This is a genomic window from Quyinboa mangrovi (assembly GCF_042219825.1).
Taxonomy (GTDB): Bacteria; Bacteroidota; Bacteroidia; order Bacteroidales; family UBA5342; genus JBHJHP01.
Genome location: NZ_JBHJHQ010000003.1, coordinates 590569 through 609052 on the forward strand (window position 1 = coordinate 590569; position 18484 = coordinate 609052).

General features: G+C 39.9%; 17 protein-coding genes. 9 read left to right on the forward strand and 8 right to left on the reverse strand.

The window, feature by feature from the left end; translation table 11 throughout:
• Positions 1 to 66 precede the first annotated feature (66 nt).
• Positions 67 to 945, forward strand: a complete 879-nt coding sequence (locus ACE1ET_RS08365) for a hypothetical protein (protein WP_375727931.1) — start codon at positions 67 to 69, stop codon at positions 943 to 945.
• 105 nt (positions 946 to 1050) lie between these two features.
• Here the strand turns inward: ACE1ET_RS08365 and ACE1ET_RS08370 are convergent, their stop codons facing one another.
• The 3 genes from ACE1ET_RS08370 to ACE1ET_RS08380 form a co-directional block, all read right to left on the reverse strand.
• Positions 1051 to 1557, reverse strand: coding sequence for a GtrA family protein (locus ACE1ET_RS08370; RefSeq protein ID WP_375727932.1), 507 nt, complete (start codon positions 1555 to 1557; stop codon positions 1051 to 1053).
• A 32-nt stretch (positions 1558 to 1589) separates the two neighbouring features.
• Complete coding sequence (locus ACE1ET_RS08375) at positions 1590 to 2333, reverse strand: C40 family peptidase (protein WP_375727933.1); 744 nt, start codon at positions 2331 to 2333, stop codon at positions 1590 to 1592.
• An 84-nt stretch (positions 2334 to 2417) separates the two neighbouring features.
• Positions 2418 to 3110 (reverse strand): DUF1003 domain-containing protein, encoded by a 693-nt coding sequence (locus ACE1ET_RS08380; RefSeq protein ID WP_375727934.1) that lies wholly within the window; start codon positions 3108 to 3110, stop codon positions 2418 to 2420.
• Positions 3111 to 3263: 153 nt separating this feature from the next.
• Between ACE1ET_RS08380 and ACE1ET_RS08385 the strand changes: the two genes are divergently transcribed.
• The 3 genes from ACE1ET_RS08385 to ACE1ET_RS08395 all read left to right on the forward strand — a co-directional run bounded on the left by ACE1ET_RS08385 (position 3264) and on the right by ACE1ET_RS08395 (position 7631).
• On the forward strand, positions 3264 to 5492 hold the full coding sequence (locus ACE1ET_RS08385; RefSeq protein ID WP_375727935.1) for an amino acid permease: 2229 nt from the start codon (positions 3264 to 3266) through the stop codon (positions 5490 to 5492).
• Entirely contained in the window at positions 5492 to 6550 is a 1059-nt protein-coding gene (corA, locus tag ACE1ET_RS08390) for a magnesium/cobalt transporter CorA (RefSeq protein WP_375727936.1), read from the forward strand. The genes ACE1ET_RS08385 and corA overlap by 1 nt, the downstream gene beginning before the upstream one ends.
• Positions 6551 to 6626: 76 nt before the next feature.
• Positions 6627 to 7631, forward strand: a complete 1005-nt coding sequence (locus tag ACE1ET_RS08395) for a DUF3078 domain-containing protein (RefSeq protein ID WP_375727937.1) — start codon at positions 6627 to 6629, stop codon at positions 7629 to 7631.
• Positions 7632 to 7702: 71 nt separating this feature from the next.
• Here ACE1ET_RS08395 and ACE1ET_RS08400 read toward each other — a convergent pair whose 3' ends face one another.
• Together ACE1ET_RS08400 and ACE1ET_RS08405 are read right to left on the reverse strand one after the other, a co-directional pair.
• Positions 7703 to 8068, reverse strand: coding sequence for a DsrE family protein (locus ACE1ET_RS08400; protein WP_375727938.1), 366 nt, complete (start codon positions 8066 to 8068; stop codon positions 7703 to 7705).
• A gap of 95 nt (positions 8069 to 8163) precedes the next feature.
• Complete coding sequence (locus ACE1ET_RS08405) at positions 8164 to 8616, reverse strand: FKBP-type peptidyl-prolyl cis-trans isomerase (protein ID WP_375727939.1); 453 nt, start codon at positions 8614 to 8616, stop codon at positions 8164 to 8166.
• A gap of 184 nt (positions 8617 to 8800) precedes the next feature.
• Here ACE1ET_RS08405 and ACE1ET_RS08410 point away from each other — a divergent pair, with 184 nt between their 5' ends.
• Positions 8801 to 9664 (forward strand): DUF4861 family protein, encoded by an 864-nt coding sequence (locus tag ACE1ET_RS08410; protein ID WP_375727940.1) that lies wholly within the window; start codon positions 8801 to 8803, stop codon positions 9662 to 9664.
• A gap of 72 nt (positions 9665 to 9736) precedes the next feature.
• Here the strand turns inward: ACE1ET_RS08410 and ACE1ET_RS08415 are convergent, their stop codons facing one another.
• Positions 9737 to 10555, reverse strand: coding sequence for a toxin-antitoxin system YwqK family antitoxin (locus tag ACE1ET_RS08415; protein ID WP_375727941.1), 819 nt, complete (start codon positions 10553 to 10555; stop codon positions 9737 to 9739).
• Between the two features lie 21 nt (positions 10556 to 10576).
• The gene (locus ACE1ET_RS08420) at positions 10577 to 11452 is read right to left on the reverse strand and encodes a tetratricopeptide repeat protein (protein ID WP_375727942.1); all 876 of its coding nucleotides are present in this window, start codon (positions 11450 to 11452) and stop codon (positions 10577 to 10579) included.
• A 345-nt stretch (positions 11453 to 11797) separates the two neighbouring features.
• On the opposite strand from ACE1ET_RS08420, the gene ACE1ET_RS08425 reads away from it, so the two are divergent.
• From ACE1ET_RS08425 to xylE, 4 genes are all read left to right on the forward strand, one after another.
• Complete coding sequence (locus ACE1ET_RS08425) at positions 11798 to 12526, forward strand: NUDIX hydrolase (RefSeq protein WP_375727943.1); 729 nt, start codon at positions 11798 to 11800, stop codon at positions 12524 to 12526.
• A gap of 5 nt (positions 12527 to 12531) precedes the next feature.
• Positions 12532 to 14028 (forward strand): xylulokinase, encoded by a 1497-nt coding sequence (locus ACE1ET_RS08430; protein ID WP_375727944.1) that lies wholly within the window; start codon positions 12532 to 12534, stop codon positions 14026 to 14028.
• A 7-nt stretch (positions 14029 to 14035) separates the two neighbouring features.
• Positions 14036 to 15361: a xylose isomerase gene (xylA, locus tag ACE1ET_RS08435; RefSeq protein WP_375727945.1), complete on the forward strand. Its 1326-nt coding sequence runs from the start codon at positions 14036 to 14038 to the stop codon at positions 15359 to 15361.
• 135 nt (positions 15362 to 15496) lie between these two features.
• Positions 15497 to 16885, forward strand: a complete 1389-nt coding sequence (gene xylE, locus ACE1ET_RS08440; RefSeq protein WP_375727946.1) for a D-xylose transporter XylE — start codon at positions 15497 to 15499, stop codon at positions 16883 to 16885.
• Between the two features lie 63 nt (positions 16886 to 16948).
• Here xylE and ACE1ET_RS08445 read toward each other — a convergent pair whose 3' ends face one another.
• Positions 16949 to 18451, reverse strand: a complete 1503-nt coding sequence (locus ACE1ET_RS08445) for an NADH-quinone oxidoreductase subunit N (RefSeq protein WP_375727947.1) — start codon at positions 18449 to 18451, stop codon at positions 16949 to 16951.
• Positions 18452 to 18484 lie beyond the last annotated feature (33 nt).

The following is an 18484-nucleotide window of genomic DNA, read 5'->3' on the forward strand; positions in this document are numbered from 1 at the left end:
ATTTTATTTCAAATAAAAGGAGGGAAATATTAGTTTTATCCGGTTCATTATATAAACTGCATTCACATGAAGCCGTATTTACTTCTGTCACTTTTAATTTTCTCAACAACAGCATTCGGGAAAAAAGTTATTGAAACCCATTCAAAGTGGACTCCTGATAATTCTTTCCCTGTAAAAACCGATGCTTTTGATAAAAAATCGGGCATATCGTTAGCGGTCAGTAATGATGACAAAAACATTTACCTGACATTTGTTACAAGCGATCAGAAACTGCAAATTGCTTTAATGAAACAAGGGTTTAAACTATATTTTGATACTGTAAAACAGAAAAACAAAGCATGTTACCTTAGCTATGCCAACGAAGTTCCAACACCAATGCAACGCGGTAAGGGTATGCAGCAGGGCAACAGAAATGTAATGGGACCGGGATTGGAAATGGGTAACAATGCAACCCGCCCGGTTCAGCAACAACCCGGTAATACTATGTTACGGCCATTCAGAATAGAAATTATAAAAGGTGATTATTCCAAAGCTGAATGCAACGGAATAGACTATGACCTTAAATTTCAGAAGACCGTTTTTTCGGCCAGCTTTGAACTTGATACTTCCAATGTTATGATTTGCAGAGCTGTGATTCCTTTAAGAATAATCAACACTTCGGAATTAACCGCTATCCGTAATTTATCCATCGGAGTCGAAATTTCAGACAACAATCAGCAAGGACCCGGTGGAAACCGGCAGGCGCAGCGCGGAGGAGGAATGGGTATGTCATCAGGAAGAGGTGGCGGCAGAATGCAGGGAATGGGAGGAAGTCCCGGTGGTCGTGGAGGAATGAGCGGCCCGCCGCAGGGAGGTATGCGTGGTGGTCCCGGAGGAATCTCATCCTCTTCTGCGAAAAGACTGGCAAAATTCTGGTTTCATACTACTTTGGCTGAACATCCTTAATAGGATATCAAACAAAAAGTGAATAGAGAAGCGTGGAATGTGTGTCTTGGGAGGTTTTTATGAAAAGTCGTGGTTCTTGTGTCTTATATCCTAAATCTTAAAAATTTATTTCCTCACAAAAACCTTTGCTGTTCTAAACGTGAAATAACGCTGGGCGAGATAACTGTATCCCACAACTACAAATGTGGTGACAATCTTGGAAAATGTGGCGTACCAGTGAAAATATTCCACAAAGAGCTTAAGAAGCACATAATTCAACAGAATGGAACCTCCTACCGTAAACCCATACCTGAAAAGCTGCACCCTGCCCACAACTTCAGATGCAGTAAAGGTAATGTATTTGGCTAAAAGGAATCCGGTGGTAAATGTAATAGGGAAAACGACGAGAAATGCAGCAATATGCGGACTGATCGCATAAAATCCCAGATCGATAATCTCCCTGTCAAAAACATAGCGGTAAAAAATAAAGTACAACAGAATATCCAGAACCATATTCATACCACCGGTAGCAGCATAGCGAAATGTTTCTCCCGGAATAACCCTTTGAAACGGCTTATAAAACCAGTTAATAACACCGTTAATGATATTTCTTATGTGCTGTAATACCGTCACCTGCTAATGTTAATTCGTTACAAATATAACAGTTATGCTAATCTTTTTACGGATACCAGTTTGTGGGAATAATCTTTTAAATCTGAATTATAAATCCCTATGGCATCAATGGTATCAATTCTCACCCAGCCAGATGCATGGATAATATGCTGCTTATCGACGATTAAACCTACATGGGTAATTTTATCAGAACTACCAAAAAAGGCTAGGTCCCCGGATTTTACTTTTTCAATATACCCGATATTCTTTCCAATCTTCACTTGCTGACCCGCATCACGTGGAATATTTTTTCCAGTCATTCTGTAAAGTAACTGCGTAAATCCACTGCAGTCCGCACCAAATACGGTTCTTCCACCCCATAAATAAGGAACATTTAAAAATAAACGTGCTACCTCCGGCAGTTCTCCGACGGAGAGGTTTTTATCCAGAACATCGGTATTTTTATAATTCAACAACAATCCCTTTCGCATTTGCGATCCCATCGGAATAAGCTGTTTCCCTCTTAAAGTTATTACTTCTGCATAAGGAACTGAAAGTATTTTGCAATCCTCTTTTGCAAGGATTTCGTAATCTTCTGATGAAACCGGGCTAATCATTTTGCGGTCAACCCAACCTGTATAGCTATCGTGCGTAAGTTCCACCTTCAGCCACTTATCCTTTACCTCCAAAACCTTAGCAGTTTCGCCAAATAAAAGCTGTGTCACCATTTCTGAAGTTTCGCTGGCTTTTGCCCTTACGGGGACAATACTTAGTTCACATATAGCGTAATCATTCATAATCGATATCGATTAACTGTTTAATGTATTAATAGTTCAAATTTTGAATGCTGCAACAAGTTAAGGCTAAAAGACAGGCAGAAATCATTCTATCTTTTTTAGTATATCATTCAGCATTTCGACCTGTATTTTTTGTATTTCGATTAATTCCTGCTGTTGATGCATGATTAAATGGTCTATTTTTTCGTGTAAAGTCCGGATCTCTAATTCAGATTTCAGGTTTACCATGTAATCCTTTTTTGCCCGGTCACGGTCCTTTTCTTCCTGCCGGTTCTGGCTCATCATTATAACAGGCGCTTGCAGTGCTGCCAGACATGATAGGATAAGATTCAGTAAAATAAAGGGATAAGGATCAAATCCCTTATTCATTAACCAGTATACATTCACAGTTATCCATAGCAGGAGGAACACTCCGAATGAGATGATGAATGTCCAGCTTCCTCCAAAAGAAGCCACCTTGTCAGCAACTCTCTGACCCAGAGTTGGTTTCTGATCTTCGTCAGCATCAATCTTATCAGAAAGGGTTGTTTGGTTCTTAATGGATTCCAGTACCGTCTGATCATATTCGGTCAGTTCTCCTATCTGAGTCCGAAGATAATCTGAAATATATTTCTCCCGGTAAAAATTTAACTCCTCCTCAGACAGATAGCTTTCATCTGAGAACTCAGGGATATCTTTTTTGATACTATCCAGAATTGTGTCCCTTAGCGATTTCGCAGATATGCGTTCAGAAACAGGAAATTCCTTTTTAGAAATATCACTGATAAAAGTCTTCATATTAATTTATTAAAATCAGGAAATTATAATTATGATTCAAATTTAAACTAAATAATTCAAAGTCAATTTATGAACCAAAAACATATACTGTGTTTAAAATAAATTGATTTTAGTTAAAGTTTTTTTATAAATTTAAGAACCAAATACTGTAATATGCCTAAAAATCAAAACAGAGGACAGGGCTTTGGAACAGCACCTGTTTTTTTTACAGCCATATCCACCATACTTGGAGCTATATTATTTTTACGATTCGGTTGGGCCGTTGGAACCATGGGATTCTGGGGTGTAATCGGGATTATTATTCTTGGACATCTGGTAACGATTCCAACAGCGCTGGCCATTTCAGAAATTGCAACCAATAAGCGAGTGGAAGGTGGCGGAGAATATTTTATTATCTCCCGATCCTTCGGCCTTAATATTGGTGCCACCATTGGAATTGCTCTTTATTTATCACAGGCCATCAGTGTCGCATTTTATGTGATTGCATTTACCGAAGCATTTTCTCCTCTTTTTAATCTTGTCCAGGAAAAATGGGGGCTTGATTTACCACGTCAGGTTGTAAGTATTCCTGCTATGGGTTTACTCTCGTGGATCATCCTGAAAAAAGGTGCAAATATGGGGGTTAAAACGCTTTATGTGGTCATAGCCATTTTATTTATTTCACTTTTGCTGTTTTTTCTCGGATCAACAGAATATCAGCACAACAACTCCTACAACCTCTTTGAAGGAACCTTAAGAAATACGGATAAGTTTTTTATGGTATTTGCCATTATTTTTCCTGCATTTACAGGAATGACAGCCGGCGTAGGTCTATCGGGAGAACTCCGTAATCCGTCAAAATCCATTCCTTTAGGGACGGTTGCAGCCACGCTTACCGGCATGTTGTTTTACGTTTTTGTGGTTTACAAACTGGCTATTTCAGCCTCCCCGGATGACTTGCTGGGGGATCAGCTTATAATGAGTAGAATTGCTATCGGCGGTGCGATAATTGTTCCGCTTGGTCTGGCAGCCTCTACCATTTCTTCGGCCATTGGTTCGGTTATGGTGGCTCCAAGAACGCTTCAGGCACTTTCAAAAGATCACTCGCTTCCTTCAAGAAGGCTAAATATCTTTCTGGCAAGAGGTAAAGGTAAAGAAGGCGAACCGTTCAATGCAACGTTGGTAACATGTGTTATTGCCATGGTTTTTGTGGCGCTTGGCGATGTTAACACTGTAGCATCTATCATTTCTATGTTCTTTATGGTAACCTATGGCTCTCTGAGCCTTATTTCTTTTCTGAACCATTTTGGCGCTTCTCCGTCTTACAGACCTTCTTTTCGGTCACGCTGGGGCATTTCTCTAATCGGCTTTGTTATTTCAGTATGGGTAATGTTTATGATAGATCCGTTATATGCTATCCTTTCAACCATTATCATAATCCTTTTTTACATAGGAATCAACTATTATCATAAGGACAGAAAAGGGCTCGAAGCAATATTTTCGAATGCCCTGTTCCAGCTGAACCGGAACCTGCAGGTATACCTGCAAAAGAATTCACGTAAAAAGAAGAAAACCGAATGGCGCCCAAGCGCAATTTGTATTTCAGACGATTCCTTTGAGCGAAACAGTGCATTCGACCTGCTGAACTGGATTTCTTACCGTTTTGGCTTTGGAACCTACATTCATCTGATACATGGTTACTATTCATCCAAAACACATGAACAGGCTGCCAAGGAGCTGGATCAGCTGATATTAAGATTTAAAAGCGACCTGAATCAGGTTTACATTGATACCATGATCAGTCCTTCGTATACTACAGCAGTGGCACAGGCCATTCAGGTTCCCGGAATTTCGGGAATGGAAAATAACATGGTTATTCTGGAATTTGAAAAAAGTAATCCTGATAACCTGGATGCCATAGCCGAAAATTTTGCCCTGGTAAGAAGCGGCGATTTTGATGTGTGCATTTTAGGCAGTTCAGCCCGAACCATGGATCCTAAAAAAGGAATACATGTATGGATAAGATCAACCGATGAGGAAAACTCCAACCTGATGGTCCTGTTAAGTTACATCATTATGGCTCATCCGGACTGGCATAAATCAAATATCCGTATTTTTGAGATTTGTAAAAAAGGAGAAGAGGAAACATCGAAGCAAGAATTTGAAAAACTCATCCAGAACGGACGTCTGCAGATCACCACAAAAAATATTGAGATTATTACGCAGCCCGAGAATCAAAGCATTAAGAAAATTATCAATGAACGGTCGAAAGAAGCGGCACTGACAATGATCGGTTTTCATGAAGAAATGCTTAAACATACCGGTAAAGAGGTCTTTCAGGGTTACGATGAACTGGGAACAGTTTTATTTATTAATTCACATAAACAAATTGATATCGTATAATGGCACGGTTTTTAAAGAACAGGAAACAATCGCAGGGGACCTCTCCCGGATCACTGATTTTTTTGGGGAAACAAAAAACGGATAAACCTACCATCCGTCAGATGCAGTTCGATAAAAATACGCTTGAAGAGTATGAGTACAGTAAGATAAGTGATGTAAAGCTTGATGACAACAAAATGGACTGGGTTAATATCGATGGTTTGCATGATACGAAACTCATTGAAGAGATAGGTATTTTGTTTGGTATAAATACGATGTTTCTGGAGGATATTCTGAACACCGATCAACGTCCCAAAATGGAGGACGATACAAATCATATTTTTGTAGCCATGAAATTTGTGGGGTACGATGAAGAAACCAAACACCTGTTTACAGATCAGGTTTCATTCATTATGGGTAATAATTACCTGATATCCTTTCAGGAGAAAAAAGGAACATATTTTGATTCTGTCAGGGAAAGGTTACGTTCAGGGCATGGCAGGTTAAGAAATATGAAATGTGATTATTTGTTGTATGCGTTAATGGACACTATTGCAGATAAATACATTGATACGGTTGAAAATATTGGCGATAAAATTGAAGGTTTGGATAAGGAAATTTTCGAAAATCCAAATACGGATATTATCAAATCCATTTATTCATTTAAAACTGAACTTAACTACCTGCGAAAAGCCATAAGACCGGTTAAAGAGATTACAAATAACTTGTTACGCTCAGAATCACATTTGCTGCACAAAAAAACAGATTCATTTTACAGAGATCTCGACGACCTGGTTACGCAGTCTACAGAAGCCCTGGAGGTATACTACACCATGAACTCGGATCAGTTAAATATACTAAATACACTTATTGGCAATAAGACAAATGATGTGATGAAAGTATTAACTATATTTGCGGCCATATTTATTCCGTTGACATTTTTAGCCGGTATTTACGGAACAAACTTTGATTATTTGCCAGAATTACACTTTAAATACAGTTATTTTATTATGTGGGGTGTCATGATTATAATGGCCGGCATCATGTTGCTCTATTTCAGACGAAAAAAATGGCTGTAGATTAAACGAACAATATAATTATAACTGCTGTTTAACTACGGATTAAATTAATAACCATCTAAAAACTTGATGAAACATGAAAAAGCTCATTTTACTACTATTCCTGTTTGCTGTTATTGGATCGACATTTGCGCAGGATGCACAACCTGAAAAGAAGCCCTGGACTATAAAAGGTGAAACTGGTTTAACATACTCCAATGCTTATTTTGGAAACTACTGGGCTGCCGGAGGTGATAATTCGAACTCCCTGCTATGGCGTGGATTACTGAACGCTAACTGGGCCGGTGAGAAAGGTGCGTGGAATAATACGCTGGACCTTAGCTACGGACTTTTACAACAAGGAGATCAGAATGTACGCAAAATGAACGATAAAATCGATTTCCTTTCTAAGTACAGTATAAACGGATTCAGTGAAAAATGGCGGTACACAGCACTGCTTAATTTTAAAACTCAGTTTACCGAAGGTTTTAAATATGAGAACAATAAAATTCTTGTATCCGATTTTTTAGCTCCGGCTTATGTGACCGCATCTGTTGGTCTTGAATACCTTGGTGATGATAAACTGAAGATCTTTATTTCTCCGTTTTCAGAAAAAACAACGATTGTAAAAGAATCATATTACGATAAGAAAATAATTAATAAAGCTATCGAGCTGCAATATTCTGGCGAAATTGTAGATGAAAATTTGGAGCCTGATCAGTTTTTTTTGGATTCTGCTCGCACAATTTTACAAAGCACGGAAACTTACGGCCTTGCCTGGAGGGAAAACGTAAAAAACGAAATTGGTGCCCTGGCCCAGATTATATATGATCATCCGGATATGGTCAAAGGTTTTGGATTGAAAACCAGGCTTGACCTGTTTGCAGCTTATGCCCACCTGAATAAAATTGACATCGACTGGGAATTGTGGTTAACATTCCAGTTTAACAAATATCTGTCTATGAACATCAATACTCAGATGATTTATGATGACGATATCCGTTTCGAAATTGTGGAAAACGGAGTTACTAAATATTCACCAAAAATTCAGTTCCGGAATTTACTTGGTGTAGGTCTAGTATACACTTTCCAGAATCAATAACCCGGGTTGAACCAAAATACAAAGGGGATGCATCTGATGATACATCCCTTTCTTTTATGTGCATAATTTCATTAAAAGGTTATAACATGCCTTCCTGACTTTATATATTTAGTGGTAAGTTCTCCCACGTATCTGACCTCAATGCCCATGCCCGTTAGTTCCTCTGTTGCTTCATAATCATCGGAACATGATTTACAGGCCACTACCTTAACGCCACTGTCGATATTTTTTTGCAGGAAGTTTCGGACCAGGCTGTCCTCCAGGAGTAGTTTTGCGGAAGGGCCCCATACAATTAGCGTAACATCCTGCCACCATCCCTGTGTGATGGATTTATAGGTATACAAAAGTACTGTTCTCAGAGCAACTTCACGCTCACCACTTGACCAAACCACAACAAGTTTTTCACTGTCAGGTATTATAGGAGATTGCTTTTCCATAATCATTTAATTTAACTGTACGAATAAGCTAATTTACAATTTTTACCTCGCTTAAAAAACAAATGGTACAAAGAACCAGGAATTTTTATCGGCTCTTATTCTTTGTAACCAATCAATTCCACATCAAAAATAAGAATGGCCCATTTCGGTATTGTGCCGGTCGCGTCTGATCCATAGGCTAAATGTGACGGAATATAAAAAGTTGCCCTACCTCCAGGTCTCATCAACTTCAGTCCAATTTGAAAACCATCAACAAAACGGTCTACCCTTGATTCAAGTGTAGCATCATCTTCTGTCTCGTCAAACACTTCGCCATCTGTCAGATAACCTTTGTATTTAATAATTACGGTAGTATAATAATACGGATGGTTACCTGCTCCTTCCTTATGCATTACATAATAAATTCCTGAGTCATCTTTCTGTGCACCTGTAATATTATGAGAATCCAGATAATCCTGAATTTCCTTATCATCCATACGGCTGTGATCCTTATCGCAGGAAGCAAATAAAATTGTCGCTAATACAATCAAAAGATAGTTTAATTTCATATGTTTAAAATTTCAATATTAAAAAATCAAAGATATTAAAAAGACGGATAACTCTGGAATTTCACACAGAATTTGACGTAATTATGAAAAACAACTCACTTCATCGTTTTTTATTATCTTTAAAGATAAATTTCCGGTCGGGATTTATCTCGTATAAATTATTAATATACTACATACAAAATTTATGAAAACAACAATATCAGGGATTTTTCTTATGGTTTTTCTGGGCTTTGTCAGTGCTCAGAATATGACAGACATCAGTCTGAGTAAAAAAGGAAGTGGAAAACAGGTAAAAGAAATTGTTTCTGAAACCGGTGACATGTATAAACTAGTCGAACATCACGGACCTGCAATTGAAAATGAGTGGATAGGATTAAGGCTTTATTTCGATTACAAATGCGCCATTGATGTGTACAATAAAACCCGCCCGGGACTGGAACTTGAAGAGGCAGGCTGGTATCCTACACCGGAACAGCAGAAAGAAGGTTGGGGAGCAGATCAATATAAAGTTGGGCAAACTGTAGGACTGGGAGGCGTAAGGCTTTGGGATGGGGAGAAAGAAGTGTTTCTTAACCCGGTGAAAGATCGCATAGCACGTGTAAGAAAAGAAGCTAACTTTTCCCAGATGGAGATGCTGTCGGAAGGTATCCCTTACAAAGGAGATTCAGTAGATATTCTGATTCGCGTTACGGTATTTTCCGGTTTCAGAGAAGCTAAAGTTGAAGCTTTTGCACTTTGTGATAAACCGGTAGAATTTGTTACCGGAATCAATTATTTTCCTACAACAAAAACTATAGAAGGCGACAACTATATCTGTACCTGGGGTTTGCACCCCGAAGACGTTGCCGCTTTTCAGTTAATCATTGGTGGGGCCATTATGTATAATCCTGCAGATTTTACAACCGTTACAAAAGCCGATAAACAGTATATGCTGATTTCAAAGCCTACCAAATACCTTGCAACCTGGATTACATCAGCCTGTGAAAAAGAAAAAGGCTTTAAGTCAATGGATCAGTTTGTGGACTATGTAAAAGAAAAGGCACAATAACCTTTACCCTCTAAAACATAAAAAAGGGAGCTGTTATCAAAAATCAGCTCCCTTTTTTAATTCTTTATATAATTAGTCAATCTTAATCGTCTTGCTTAATAAGACCGGGGTTCCCTTGCTGGAAGAAAACCTTGCATTAACTGTAACTGAAGGTGGAAATCCATTAATTTCATAATACGTAACCGAAGCAACATTATTCTTTGCAGCGATCTCTTTCAGATTTGGATTTTCATATAATCTTCCGTCTGCAGGAATAAGCTGACCTACTGTAAATTTTACTTTTGGTACCACTTTCCCGAATTTATCCTCAACTTTCGCGTAAACGGTATATTTACCTTTGTACCTTCTCTGGTCATCAGCCCAAACCTTTAGTTCCGGCATAGTTAATTTGGTATGCTCCTGATCATCGGCATAATCCTGTGAACCTGTTCCTAAAAAGTCACTCTTATACGGCATTTCAGCCATCACGCGTCCCGACTGATAATACTTTATTGTTATTCCATCCTTCTTACTGTTCTTGTATGACCAGTCAATATAAGGAGTTTTACCATCACCATAATACTGATGTGCAACACCTTCTCGTTTGCCGTTCACATAGTTAAACTCAGCCTGCAATTTGCCATTCTGATAATATACCCATTGTCTTCCATCTTTAATCCATACTTCTTTACCATCCTTTTTTACCTGCTTAATTTCAATTTTTTCCTTTACGGACTTACCATCAGCATAATAGTTAAAATGAACCTTAAATGTATCATTATAACTTATATCACCAGATTCATCTGCTTTAGCAGTAGTTGACGAATCACCTCCCTTTTTTGGAAAAAAATTACACGATGCAAAGGTGAATACTGCAATTAATACCAGTAAAAGCGCTTTTGTTAATTTCATAATTCTCTTTATTTTATCGATTTATTGATCTCTGAAACGTTCAGTATTTGCCCGGTCTCCCAGTTTAAAATAAGCTGCATAAAGCAACTTTTTTAAATTAGGATCTTCTTTTTGGGCATAAGCTTTTTCAAGATAACCGACCGCTTTAACATAATAATCATCCAGAATAACTTTACATTTTTTCTGATAATTGCTCCATTGAACCCGGTCAGGATTTGCATTCTTTTTATATGCGGCCTCTTCTCTATCAAGTTTTGATTTGCCGACCTGGTAATAATAATTTCCCATAAATACATTGGCAGACAAATCATCCGGATCTTTCTCCAGTATCTTTTCATAAACAGCTTTTGCCTCGTTTATCTTTTTGTTTTTTTGTAAAGAAACGGCTTGCAATCGCATTAATTTCTGGTTATCCGGATCATCCTTCAGTAACTCTGTGGTCAACTTTTCGAGCTCCGGATATTTTTTAGCCTTGTAATAAACATATGCCAGTTTTTCACCATAATCCTTTGACATTGATGGTAAAACTTCCATTGCTTTTGAATACGTCTTTATCTGACCTTCCATATCATCCTGGTCACGACAAATATCTCCAAGCAAGTTAAATACTTCACTGTCATCCACTCCTCTGTCAATAGACGTTTGAAAATATCCTTTCGCTTCATTGTCCTGTCCAATTGCTTTAGCACAAATACCAGCGTATGAATACAGCAAAGGTGTTGCTGTTTTATCTTCATCCAAAGCGATCGCTTGTTTAAATTCGGACAACGCTTCTTCGTTTTTGGTTTGGTTCATATAAGCAACACCCTTTTTCAGATGTTCTTCTAATGTTTGGGCATTTATGCTGAATGACAACAAACCTGTTAATAATGTCAGTAGTGCAATTTTAGTTCTCATGATTTTAATTTTTAACAAAAATATTAGTTAGCTGATTAATAAACAAATTATTATTTTATATACATCCCTGATGATTAGGTTCATCACGCCGGGAATATTTAACTTCCCGCTAACTAAAATCAAATACTGTACCAAAAATGTATCCATTCAGATTTTCAATAGATACCGGAGGTATATCAATTGATGTTTTACAAATTTAATCCATTATGCTGAAAAACATATCACCCGCAACGCTTTTAAATTCAATCCTTCAGAAAAATTAACCCTTGCTGTCACACAATTTACTTAGCGTACAATGTACGTTAAGTAAAAAACCAATATATTTGCACCCTGAATTGAACCAATTTGAAATTACTCTCACACATATCAGTTGACTGTGTTATCCTGGGATTTGACGGGACAAAACTTCATGTTTTACTTTCTGAGCGCAATATTCTACTTCAGGAAGATACTAAGATTCGTTCAGGTAAATATAAATTACCAGGCGATATGATCGGAAATAATGAAAGTCCTCAGGATACGGCATTCCGCGTGCTGAACAACTATACCGGAAGGGACAGGCTGTTTTTAAAACAGTTTGAGGTTTTCGGAACACCGGGTCGTATTAAGTCGCCAAACGACCTGCTTTGGTTGCGGCAAACTACCGGAATAGATATTGACCGTGTGATCACACTCGCCTACCTGGCATTGGTAAAGATTGATCAGAGTGAGCCGAAAGATGTATCCGAAAATCTTCACTGGGTCCCGGTTGACCAATTGCCGCATTTGATATTTGACCATGATGCCATTGTTAAACGTGCTTTTGAGGAAATACAGCGGGAACTCAGAACTGAACCCGTTGGTTTTGAACTGCTTCCGAAAAAATTTACCATAAGGCAATTGCAGCTGTTATACGAGATTGTATTTGAACGTGAACTTGACAGCAGGAATTTCAGGAAAAAGATCCGCAACCTCAAATACATCGTTCCGCTTGAAGAGAAGGAAACCGGCGTTAGTCACAAACCAGCTCAGCTTTTTAGGTTCGACCCGAAACTGTTTAATAAGTACAAAAAAGATATTGGATTTTTTATTTAAACAACATGCATTTATTAGGATTTGATATTGGAAGTTCTTCGGTTAAAGTCTCGCTGATCCACGGCGAAAGCGGCAACTGTGTTGCAAGCTCGTTTTACCCGAAACAGGAGATGGCAATTATTGCCAAACAGCCCGGCTGGGCCGAACAGGAACCGGAACAATGGTGGGAAAACCTGAAACTGGCCCTGACAGATGTGATGCAGTCCAGTGGTGTTGATCCGAAAACCATTGATTCTATCGGCATTTCTTACCAGATGCATGGATTAGTGTTGGTGGATAAGAATCATAATGTGCTCCGTCCATCCATTATATGGTGCGACAGCCGCGCTGCAGGCATAGGTGACAGAGCATTTGAAGAATTAGGTGCCAAAGAGTGTTTGTCATGTTACCTGAACTCGCCGGGTAACTTTACCGCTTCGAAATTAAAATGGGTTAAATCCAACGAGCCGGAACTGTATAAGCGCATTTTCAAAATGATGTTGCCGGGCGATTACATTGCCATGAAACTCTCTGGAATCATTAATACCACAGCGAGTGGCTTATCAGAAGGTATATTATGGGATTTCAGGGAAAACAAAGTGGCTTCTGCCCTACTGGATCATTATGGTATTGACCCGGATTTCATACCCGACATCGTCCCAACCTTTTCGGTTCAAAGCACTGTTTCAGAAAGAGCAGCTAAAGAACTCGGCCTGGTTCCCGGAATAAAAATCGGTTACCGTGCCGGTGATCAGCCCAACAACGCCCTGTCATTAAATGTGCTGAATCCGGGCGAGATTGCCACAACAGCGGGTACTTCGGGCGTCGTTTACGGGGTCAGCGATGAAGTGAAATACGATGCGTTATCAAGGGTTAATACCTTTGCGCACGTCAATCATTCCGAAGAACAGAACAGACTAGGCGTATTATTATGCATTAACGGAACAGGAATTCTGAATGCATGGCTGAACAAGAACACAGGCAACAAGGCATATTCATACGAAGAAATGAATCACATGGCTGCATCAGTTCCCATAGGCTCTGATGGTGTTGTTATTCTGCCCTTCGGGAACGGAGCAGAACGTGTTCTGCAAAATAAAGATACAGGTGCTCAGATTTCGGGTCTGAACTTTAACCGTCATACCAATGCCCATTTATTCCGTGCCGCACAGGAAGGCATCGTGTTCTCCTTTATGTATGGAATGGAAATTATGCAACAAATTGGTATAGAAGCCAAAGTGATCCGAGCCGGAAAAGCCAACATGTTCCTGAGTCCTTTGTTCCGTAACACGCTGGCAGGCATATCAGGTGCAACCATAGAACTTTATAACACAGATGGCTCCATCGGTGCTGCCCGGGGAGCCGGAATCGGTTCAGGGTATTTTAAAGATGCATCAGAAGCATTCAACAACCTGACAAAGCTGGAGACAATTGAGCCTGATACAGCCAACAAGGAAGCTTACACCACGGCTTACAACAACTGGAAATCAATCTTAACACAAAAATTATTACTCAAAAAATAAAAAAATCATGACAGTATTTAAAGGTAACAAAGAGTATTTCCCGGGCATCAACAAAATTAAGTATGAAGGCCCGGATTCAAAAAATCCAATGGCATTTAAGTGGTACGACGCCGATCGCGTTGTAGGTGGAAAATCCATGAAAGAGTACCTGCGGTTTGCAGTGGCTTACTGGCATACCTTCTGTGGTGACGGTGGAGATCCGTTTGGTCCCGGAACACAAATTTTCCCCTGGGTTGGCGCATCTGATCCGATGGAAGCAGCCAAAAACAAAATGGATGCTGCATTTGAATTTATCACCAAACTGGGCGCCGAATTTTATTGTTTTCATGACACCGATGTGGTAGGTGATGGTTCGGTATTTGAAATTGAACAGCGCCTGGCAAAAATGATCGATTTTGCCAAAGAACGTCAGGAAGCCACGGGTGTTAAACTGTTATGGGGAACTGCAAACGTATTTTCAAATCCCCGGTATATGAACGGTGCCTCAACAAACCCGGATTTTAATGTGCTTGCAAACGCTGCTGTTCAGGTTAAAAATGCCATCGATGCAACGATTGCCTTAGGTGGTACCGGTTATGTTTTCTGGGGTGGCCGTGAAGGTTATATGAGCTTGTTGAACACCAACACTAAACGTGAGCTGGATCATCTTGGTCAGTTTTTAACTATTGCCAAAGATTATGGCCGTAAACAAGGATTTAAAGGCACGTTCCTGATTGAACCCAAACCGATGGAACCAACCAAACACCAGTATGATTTTGATACGCAGACAGTTCTTGGCTTCCTGGCTAAAAACGGCTTAAGCAACGATTTTAAAATGAACATCGAAGTGAACCATGCCACACTGGCTGGCCACACCTTTGCACACGAACTGCGTATGGCTGCCGATGCAGGCATGTTAGGATCAATCGATGCCAACAAAGGCGATTACCAGAACGGATGGGATACCGACGAATTCCCGACCAACATCTATGAAACCACAGAAGCAATGCTGGAAATCATCAGCGCAGGCGGTTTTACACATGGTGGTATTAACTTCGATGCAAAGATGCGACGTAATTCAACAGATGCCGAAGACCGGTTCATCGCGCACATTAGTGGGATGGATACATTTGCCCGTTCACTGATTATCGCTGATAAAATTCTGAAGGAATCAGACTATTTGAAACTGCGAAAAGAACGTTATGCGTCTTACGATTCTGGGAAAGGTGCCGATTTTGAAGAAGGGAAACTGTCTCTTGAAGATCTGAATGCCATTGCTAAAGAAGTAGGTGAACCAAAACAGCTCAGCGGGAAACAGGAAATGTTTGAGCAACTGATTAATATGTATATCTAACGGATTGAGGCTGTAACAAAAAATATTACGTATCCCACTCCAAACCTCTCCTGAAAGAGAGGCTTAAAGTCCCCTTTAGGGGATTTAGGGGTAATCAGCTTCAACCGCTAATCTTTAACAACTAATCTGAAAATTATGAACAAATCTCAAGGGAATACAGGCTTTGTCTTTGCGATCACACTGGTTGCAACACTTGGCGGTCTTTTATTCGGTTATGACACCGCAGTGATATCCGGTGCAGAGAAATCGGTCCAGGCCTTTCTGATCACCAGTCAGGGATTGAGTTCCTGGATTCATGGAGCAACCATATCCAGTGCACTCATTGGATGTATTATTGGTGGCGCCATTTCCGGGCTTCTTGCATCCCGTTTCGGACGTAAGAAATCGCTGATGATCGCCTCCATACTGTTTTTTATTTCTGCACTGGGATCCGGTTACCCGGAAGCTTTCTTTTTCAAAAAGGGTGTGGCAACGATGGGGCTGCTCTATATGTTCAACTTTTACCGCATTATTGGTGGTATTGGCGTAGGTCTGGCTTCGGCCATCTCTCCAATGTATATTGGCGAAATTGCACCTGCGAACATCCGTGGGAGACTGGTTTCCTTTAACCAGTTTGCTATCATCTTCGGGATGCTGGTTGTTTATTTCGTAAACTGGGGTATTGCAAAGGGCCAGACAATTGACTGGATCAACTCTACCGGGTGGCGTTATATGTTTTTATCTGAAGCCATTCCTGCAGGCTTATTCGGCATTTTGTTGTTCATGGTTCCCGAAACACCCCGCTACCTGGCGTTGAGCCATAATGATGAAAAAGCATTGCAAATCCTTGAACGTATCAACGGAAAGGAAAAAGCAAAGGCAATTTTTAAGGACATCAAAAGCACTGTTGAAAAATCTTCTGCCAAACTATTTTCTTACGGAAAGATTGTTATACTTATTGGTATTCTGCTATCAGTTTTCCAGCAGTTTGTAGGCATCAACGTAGCGCTTTATTACGCACCGCGTATATTCGAAAGTATGGGTGCCGGTAAAGATGCTTCTATGCTTCAAACGGTTGTTATGGGGCTCGTAAATGTCATCTTCACCGTCATTGCCATTGTAACTGTAGATAAATGGGGACGTAAACCCTTACTTATGGTTGGATCAGTCGGTATGGCTATCGGTATGTTTGCCATCAGCGGACTGGCCTTTGCTGAGGTCATAGGCATCGGAACGCTGATCTTTATTATTGTGTACACGGCTTCATTTATGATGTCATGGGGTCCGATTACCTGGGTACTGATCTCGGAGATCTTCCCGAATAAAGTCCGCGGAAAAGCAGTAGCCATTGCGGTGGCCGCACAATGGACAGCCAACTACCTGATATCATCCACCTACCCGGCCATGATGGAATTCAGCAGCGGTATGACCTATGCATTTTATGGTACAATGAGTGTGCTTTCTCTGATCTTTGTCTGGAAAATGGTTCCCGAAACCAAAGGCAAAACGCTGGAGGATATGGAACATTTATGGAAGAAAAAATAACTGCAAAAAACAGCGAGGGCTTCACTAAAAAGTGAAACCCTCGCTAATATCTTAAATAACGTTCTACCCAATAAAAATACCTATGGAATGCGTTGCCCAGTCCACCAGGGATGAGAAATAAATTCCGAAGATTAATGTTGGTATTGCCAGTGCTACAACAATGGCGACTGACACCGGTGAAAACTTTACTTTTTCTGTTGCAGCGTCACTTTGACGCAGGTACATGTTCCGTACTACTTTCATATAATAATACAATGAAACCACACTGTTCAGAATACCGATCACAGCCAGCCAAAGGTAACCGCCCTTTATAACTGCTGTAAATATGTAAAACTTACCAATAAATCCTGCTGTTGGTGGCAAGCCGGTTAATGACACAAGGAAAATTGTCATACAAACCGCTATAACCGGATATTTCTGTCCAAATCCTGTGTAATCTGATATATTCTCTGAGTTGATCTTATCTGCAATAATCTGTACCACAAAGAAAGCGCCGAGATTCATGATCATGTAGAACACAAAATAGATCATCACTGCAGATACACCTGTGTTGTTCATAACCGAAACAGCCATCAATAGATAACCGGCGTGCGCAATACTTGAATAAGCCAGCATACGCTTCATATTGTCCTGCCATAAAGCCACAAGGTTACCGAGCGTCATCGTTAAGATTGCCAATACGGCTATAACTGCATGCCAGTCAAAATTTCCCATCAGGTGCCAGCTTTCCGACACAAATGAGGAGTCAACAAAGGCAGTTTTGAAGAAGCGTAACATGACGGCAAAGCCTGCCGCTTTTGATGCTACAGAAAGATAAGCTGTGATGGTAATCGGCGCACCTTCGTATACATCAGGTGTCCAGAAATGGAAAGGTACAGCTGATATCTTGTAACCAAAACCGGCTATTATCATAATTCCGGCAACAATAACCGGAGCAGTATTCAAATTTCCTGTTGCCAGTTGCTGGTTAATGTCAAATAAATTCAAACTTCCAACCAGACCAAATAATATGGAAATTCCATACAACATGATGGCTGACGACACAGCACCATAAATCACATATTTCAGAGATGCCTCAGAAGACCGCTTTACTTCTTTTGTATAACCTGCCAGGATATAGGAACTGATACTCATGATCTCAATGGAAAGATAAATCATGATAAGATTGGCAGATCCAACCAGTAAAAACATTCCGAAAACCATGCCCAGTATAAGTGTAAAATATTCACCTAGCCGGGAGTTTTTAGGATCAAGCTCCCTGGATAAAAAGGAGAAAATGATAACGATGACTGTAGTAATCAGGATGATCCATTTCATGAAAATTCCGAAAGAATCTACGACCAGTAAACTGCGAAACACTCTAACCTCTGCTCCGGACTGCTGTAAAAGAAATACACCAGTAACCACAAGCACAGCCAGAGCCACATAACCGGCAATCTGTTTGGGTTTCTTTATAATCAGATCCAGAAGGATTGCCAGTATAATACCGACAGTCAGTGTTGTCTCCGGTTTAAAGAAGCTTACACTTTTAATCAGTTCCGACGTTATGGAAGATATATCTGTCATCTCGTATTCAGTATTTTGTAATAGCTAAGTTGT

Bases quoted from the DNA above. Each gene is read 5' to 3' on its own strand.
- corA (WP_375727936.1), top strand. From the start codon at position 5,492: ATGGCACGGTTTTTAAAGAACAGGAAACAATCGCAGGGGACCTCTCCC.
- ACE1ET_RS08430 (WP_375727944.1), top strand. From the start codon at position 12,532: ATGCATTTATTAGGATTTGATATTGGAAGTTCTTCGGTTAAAGTCTCG.
- xylA (WP_375727945.1), top strand. From the start codon at position 14,036: ATGACAGTATTTAAAGGTAACAAAGAGTATTTCCCGGGCATCAACAAA.
- ACE1ET_RS08400 (WP_375727938.1), bottom strand. From the start codon at position 8,068: ATGGAAAAGCAATCTCCTATAATACCTGACAGTGAAAAACTTGTTGTG.
- ACE1ET_RS08375 (WP_375727933.1), bottom strand. From the start codon at position 2,333: ATGAATGATTACGCTATATGTGAACTAAGTATTGTCCCCGTAAGGGCA.
- xylE (WP_375727946.1), top strand. From the start codon at position 15,497: ATGAACAAATCTCAAGGGAATACAGGCTTTGTCTTTGCGATCACACTG.
- ACE1ET_RS08380 (WP_375727934.1), bottom strand. From the start codon at position 3,110: ATGAAGACTTTTATCAGTGATATTTCTAAAAAGGAATTTCCTGTTTCT.
- ACE1ET_RS08365 (WP_375727931.1), top strand. From the start codon at position 67: ATGAAGCCGTATTTACTTCTGTCACTTTTAATTTTCTCAACAACAGCA.
- ACE1ET_RS08420 (WP_375727942.1), bottom strand. From the start codon at position 11,452: ATGAGAACTAAAATTGCACTACTGACATTATTAACAGGTTTGTTGTCA.
- ACE1ET_RS08445 (WP_375727947.1), bottom strand. From the start codon at position 18,451: ATGACAGATATATCTTCCATAACGTCGGAACTGATTAAAAGTGTAAGC.
- ACE1ET_RS08410 (WP_375727940.1), top strand. From the start codon at position 8,801: ATGAAAACAACAATATCAGGGATTTTTCTTATGGTTTTTCTGGGCTTT.
- ACE1ET_RS08385 (WP_375727935.1), top strand. From the start codon at position 3,264: ATGCCTAAAAATCAAAACAGAGGACAGGGCTTTGGAACAGCACCTGTT.
- ACE1ET_RS08415 (WP_375727941.1), bottom strand. From the start codon at position 10,555: ATGAAATTAACAAAAGCGCTTTTACTGGTATTAATTGCAGTATTCACC.
- ACE1ET_RS08395 (WP_375727937.1), top strand. From the start codon at position 6,627: ATGAAAAAGCTCATTTTACTACTATTCCTGTTTGCTGTTATTGGATCG.
- ACE1ET_RS08405 (WP_375727939.1), bottom strand. From the start codon at position 8,616: ATGAAATTAAACTATCTTTTGATTGTATTAGCGACAATTTTATTTGCT.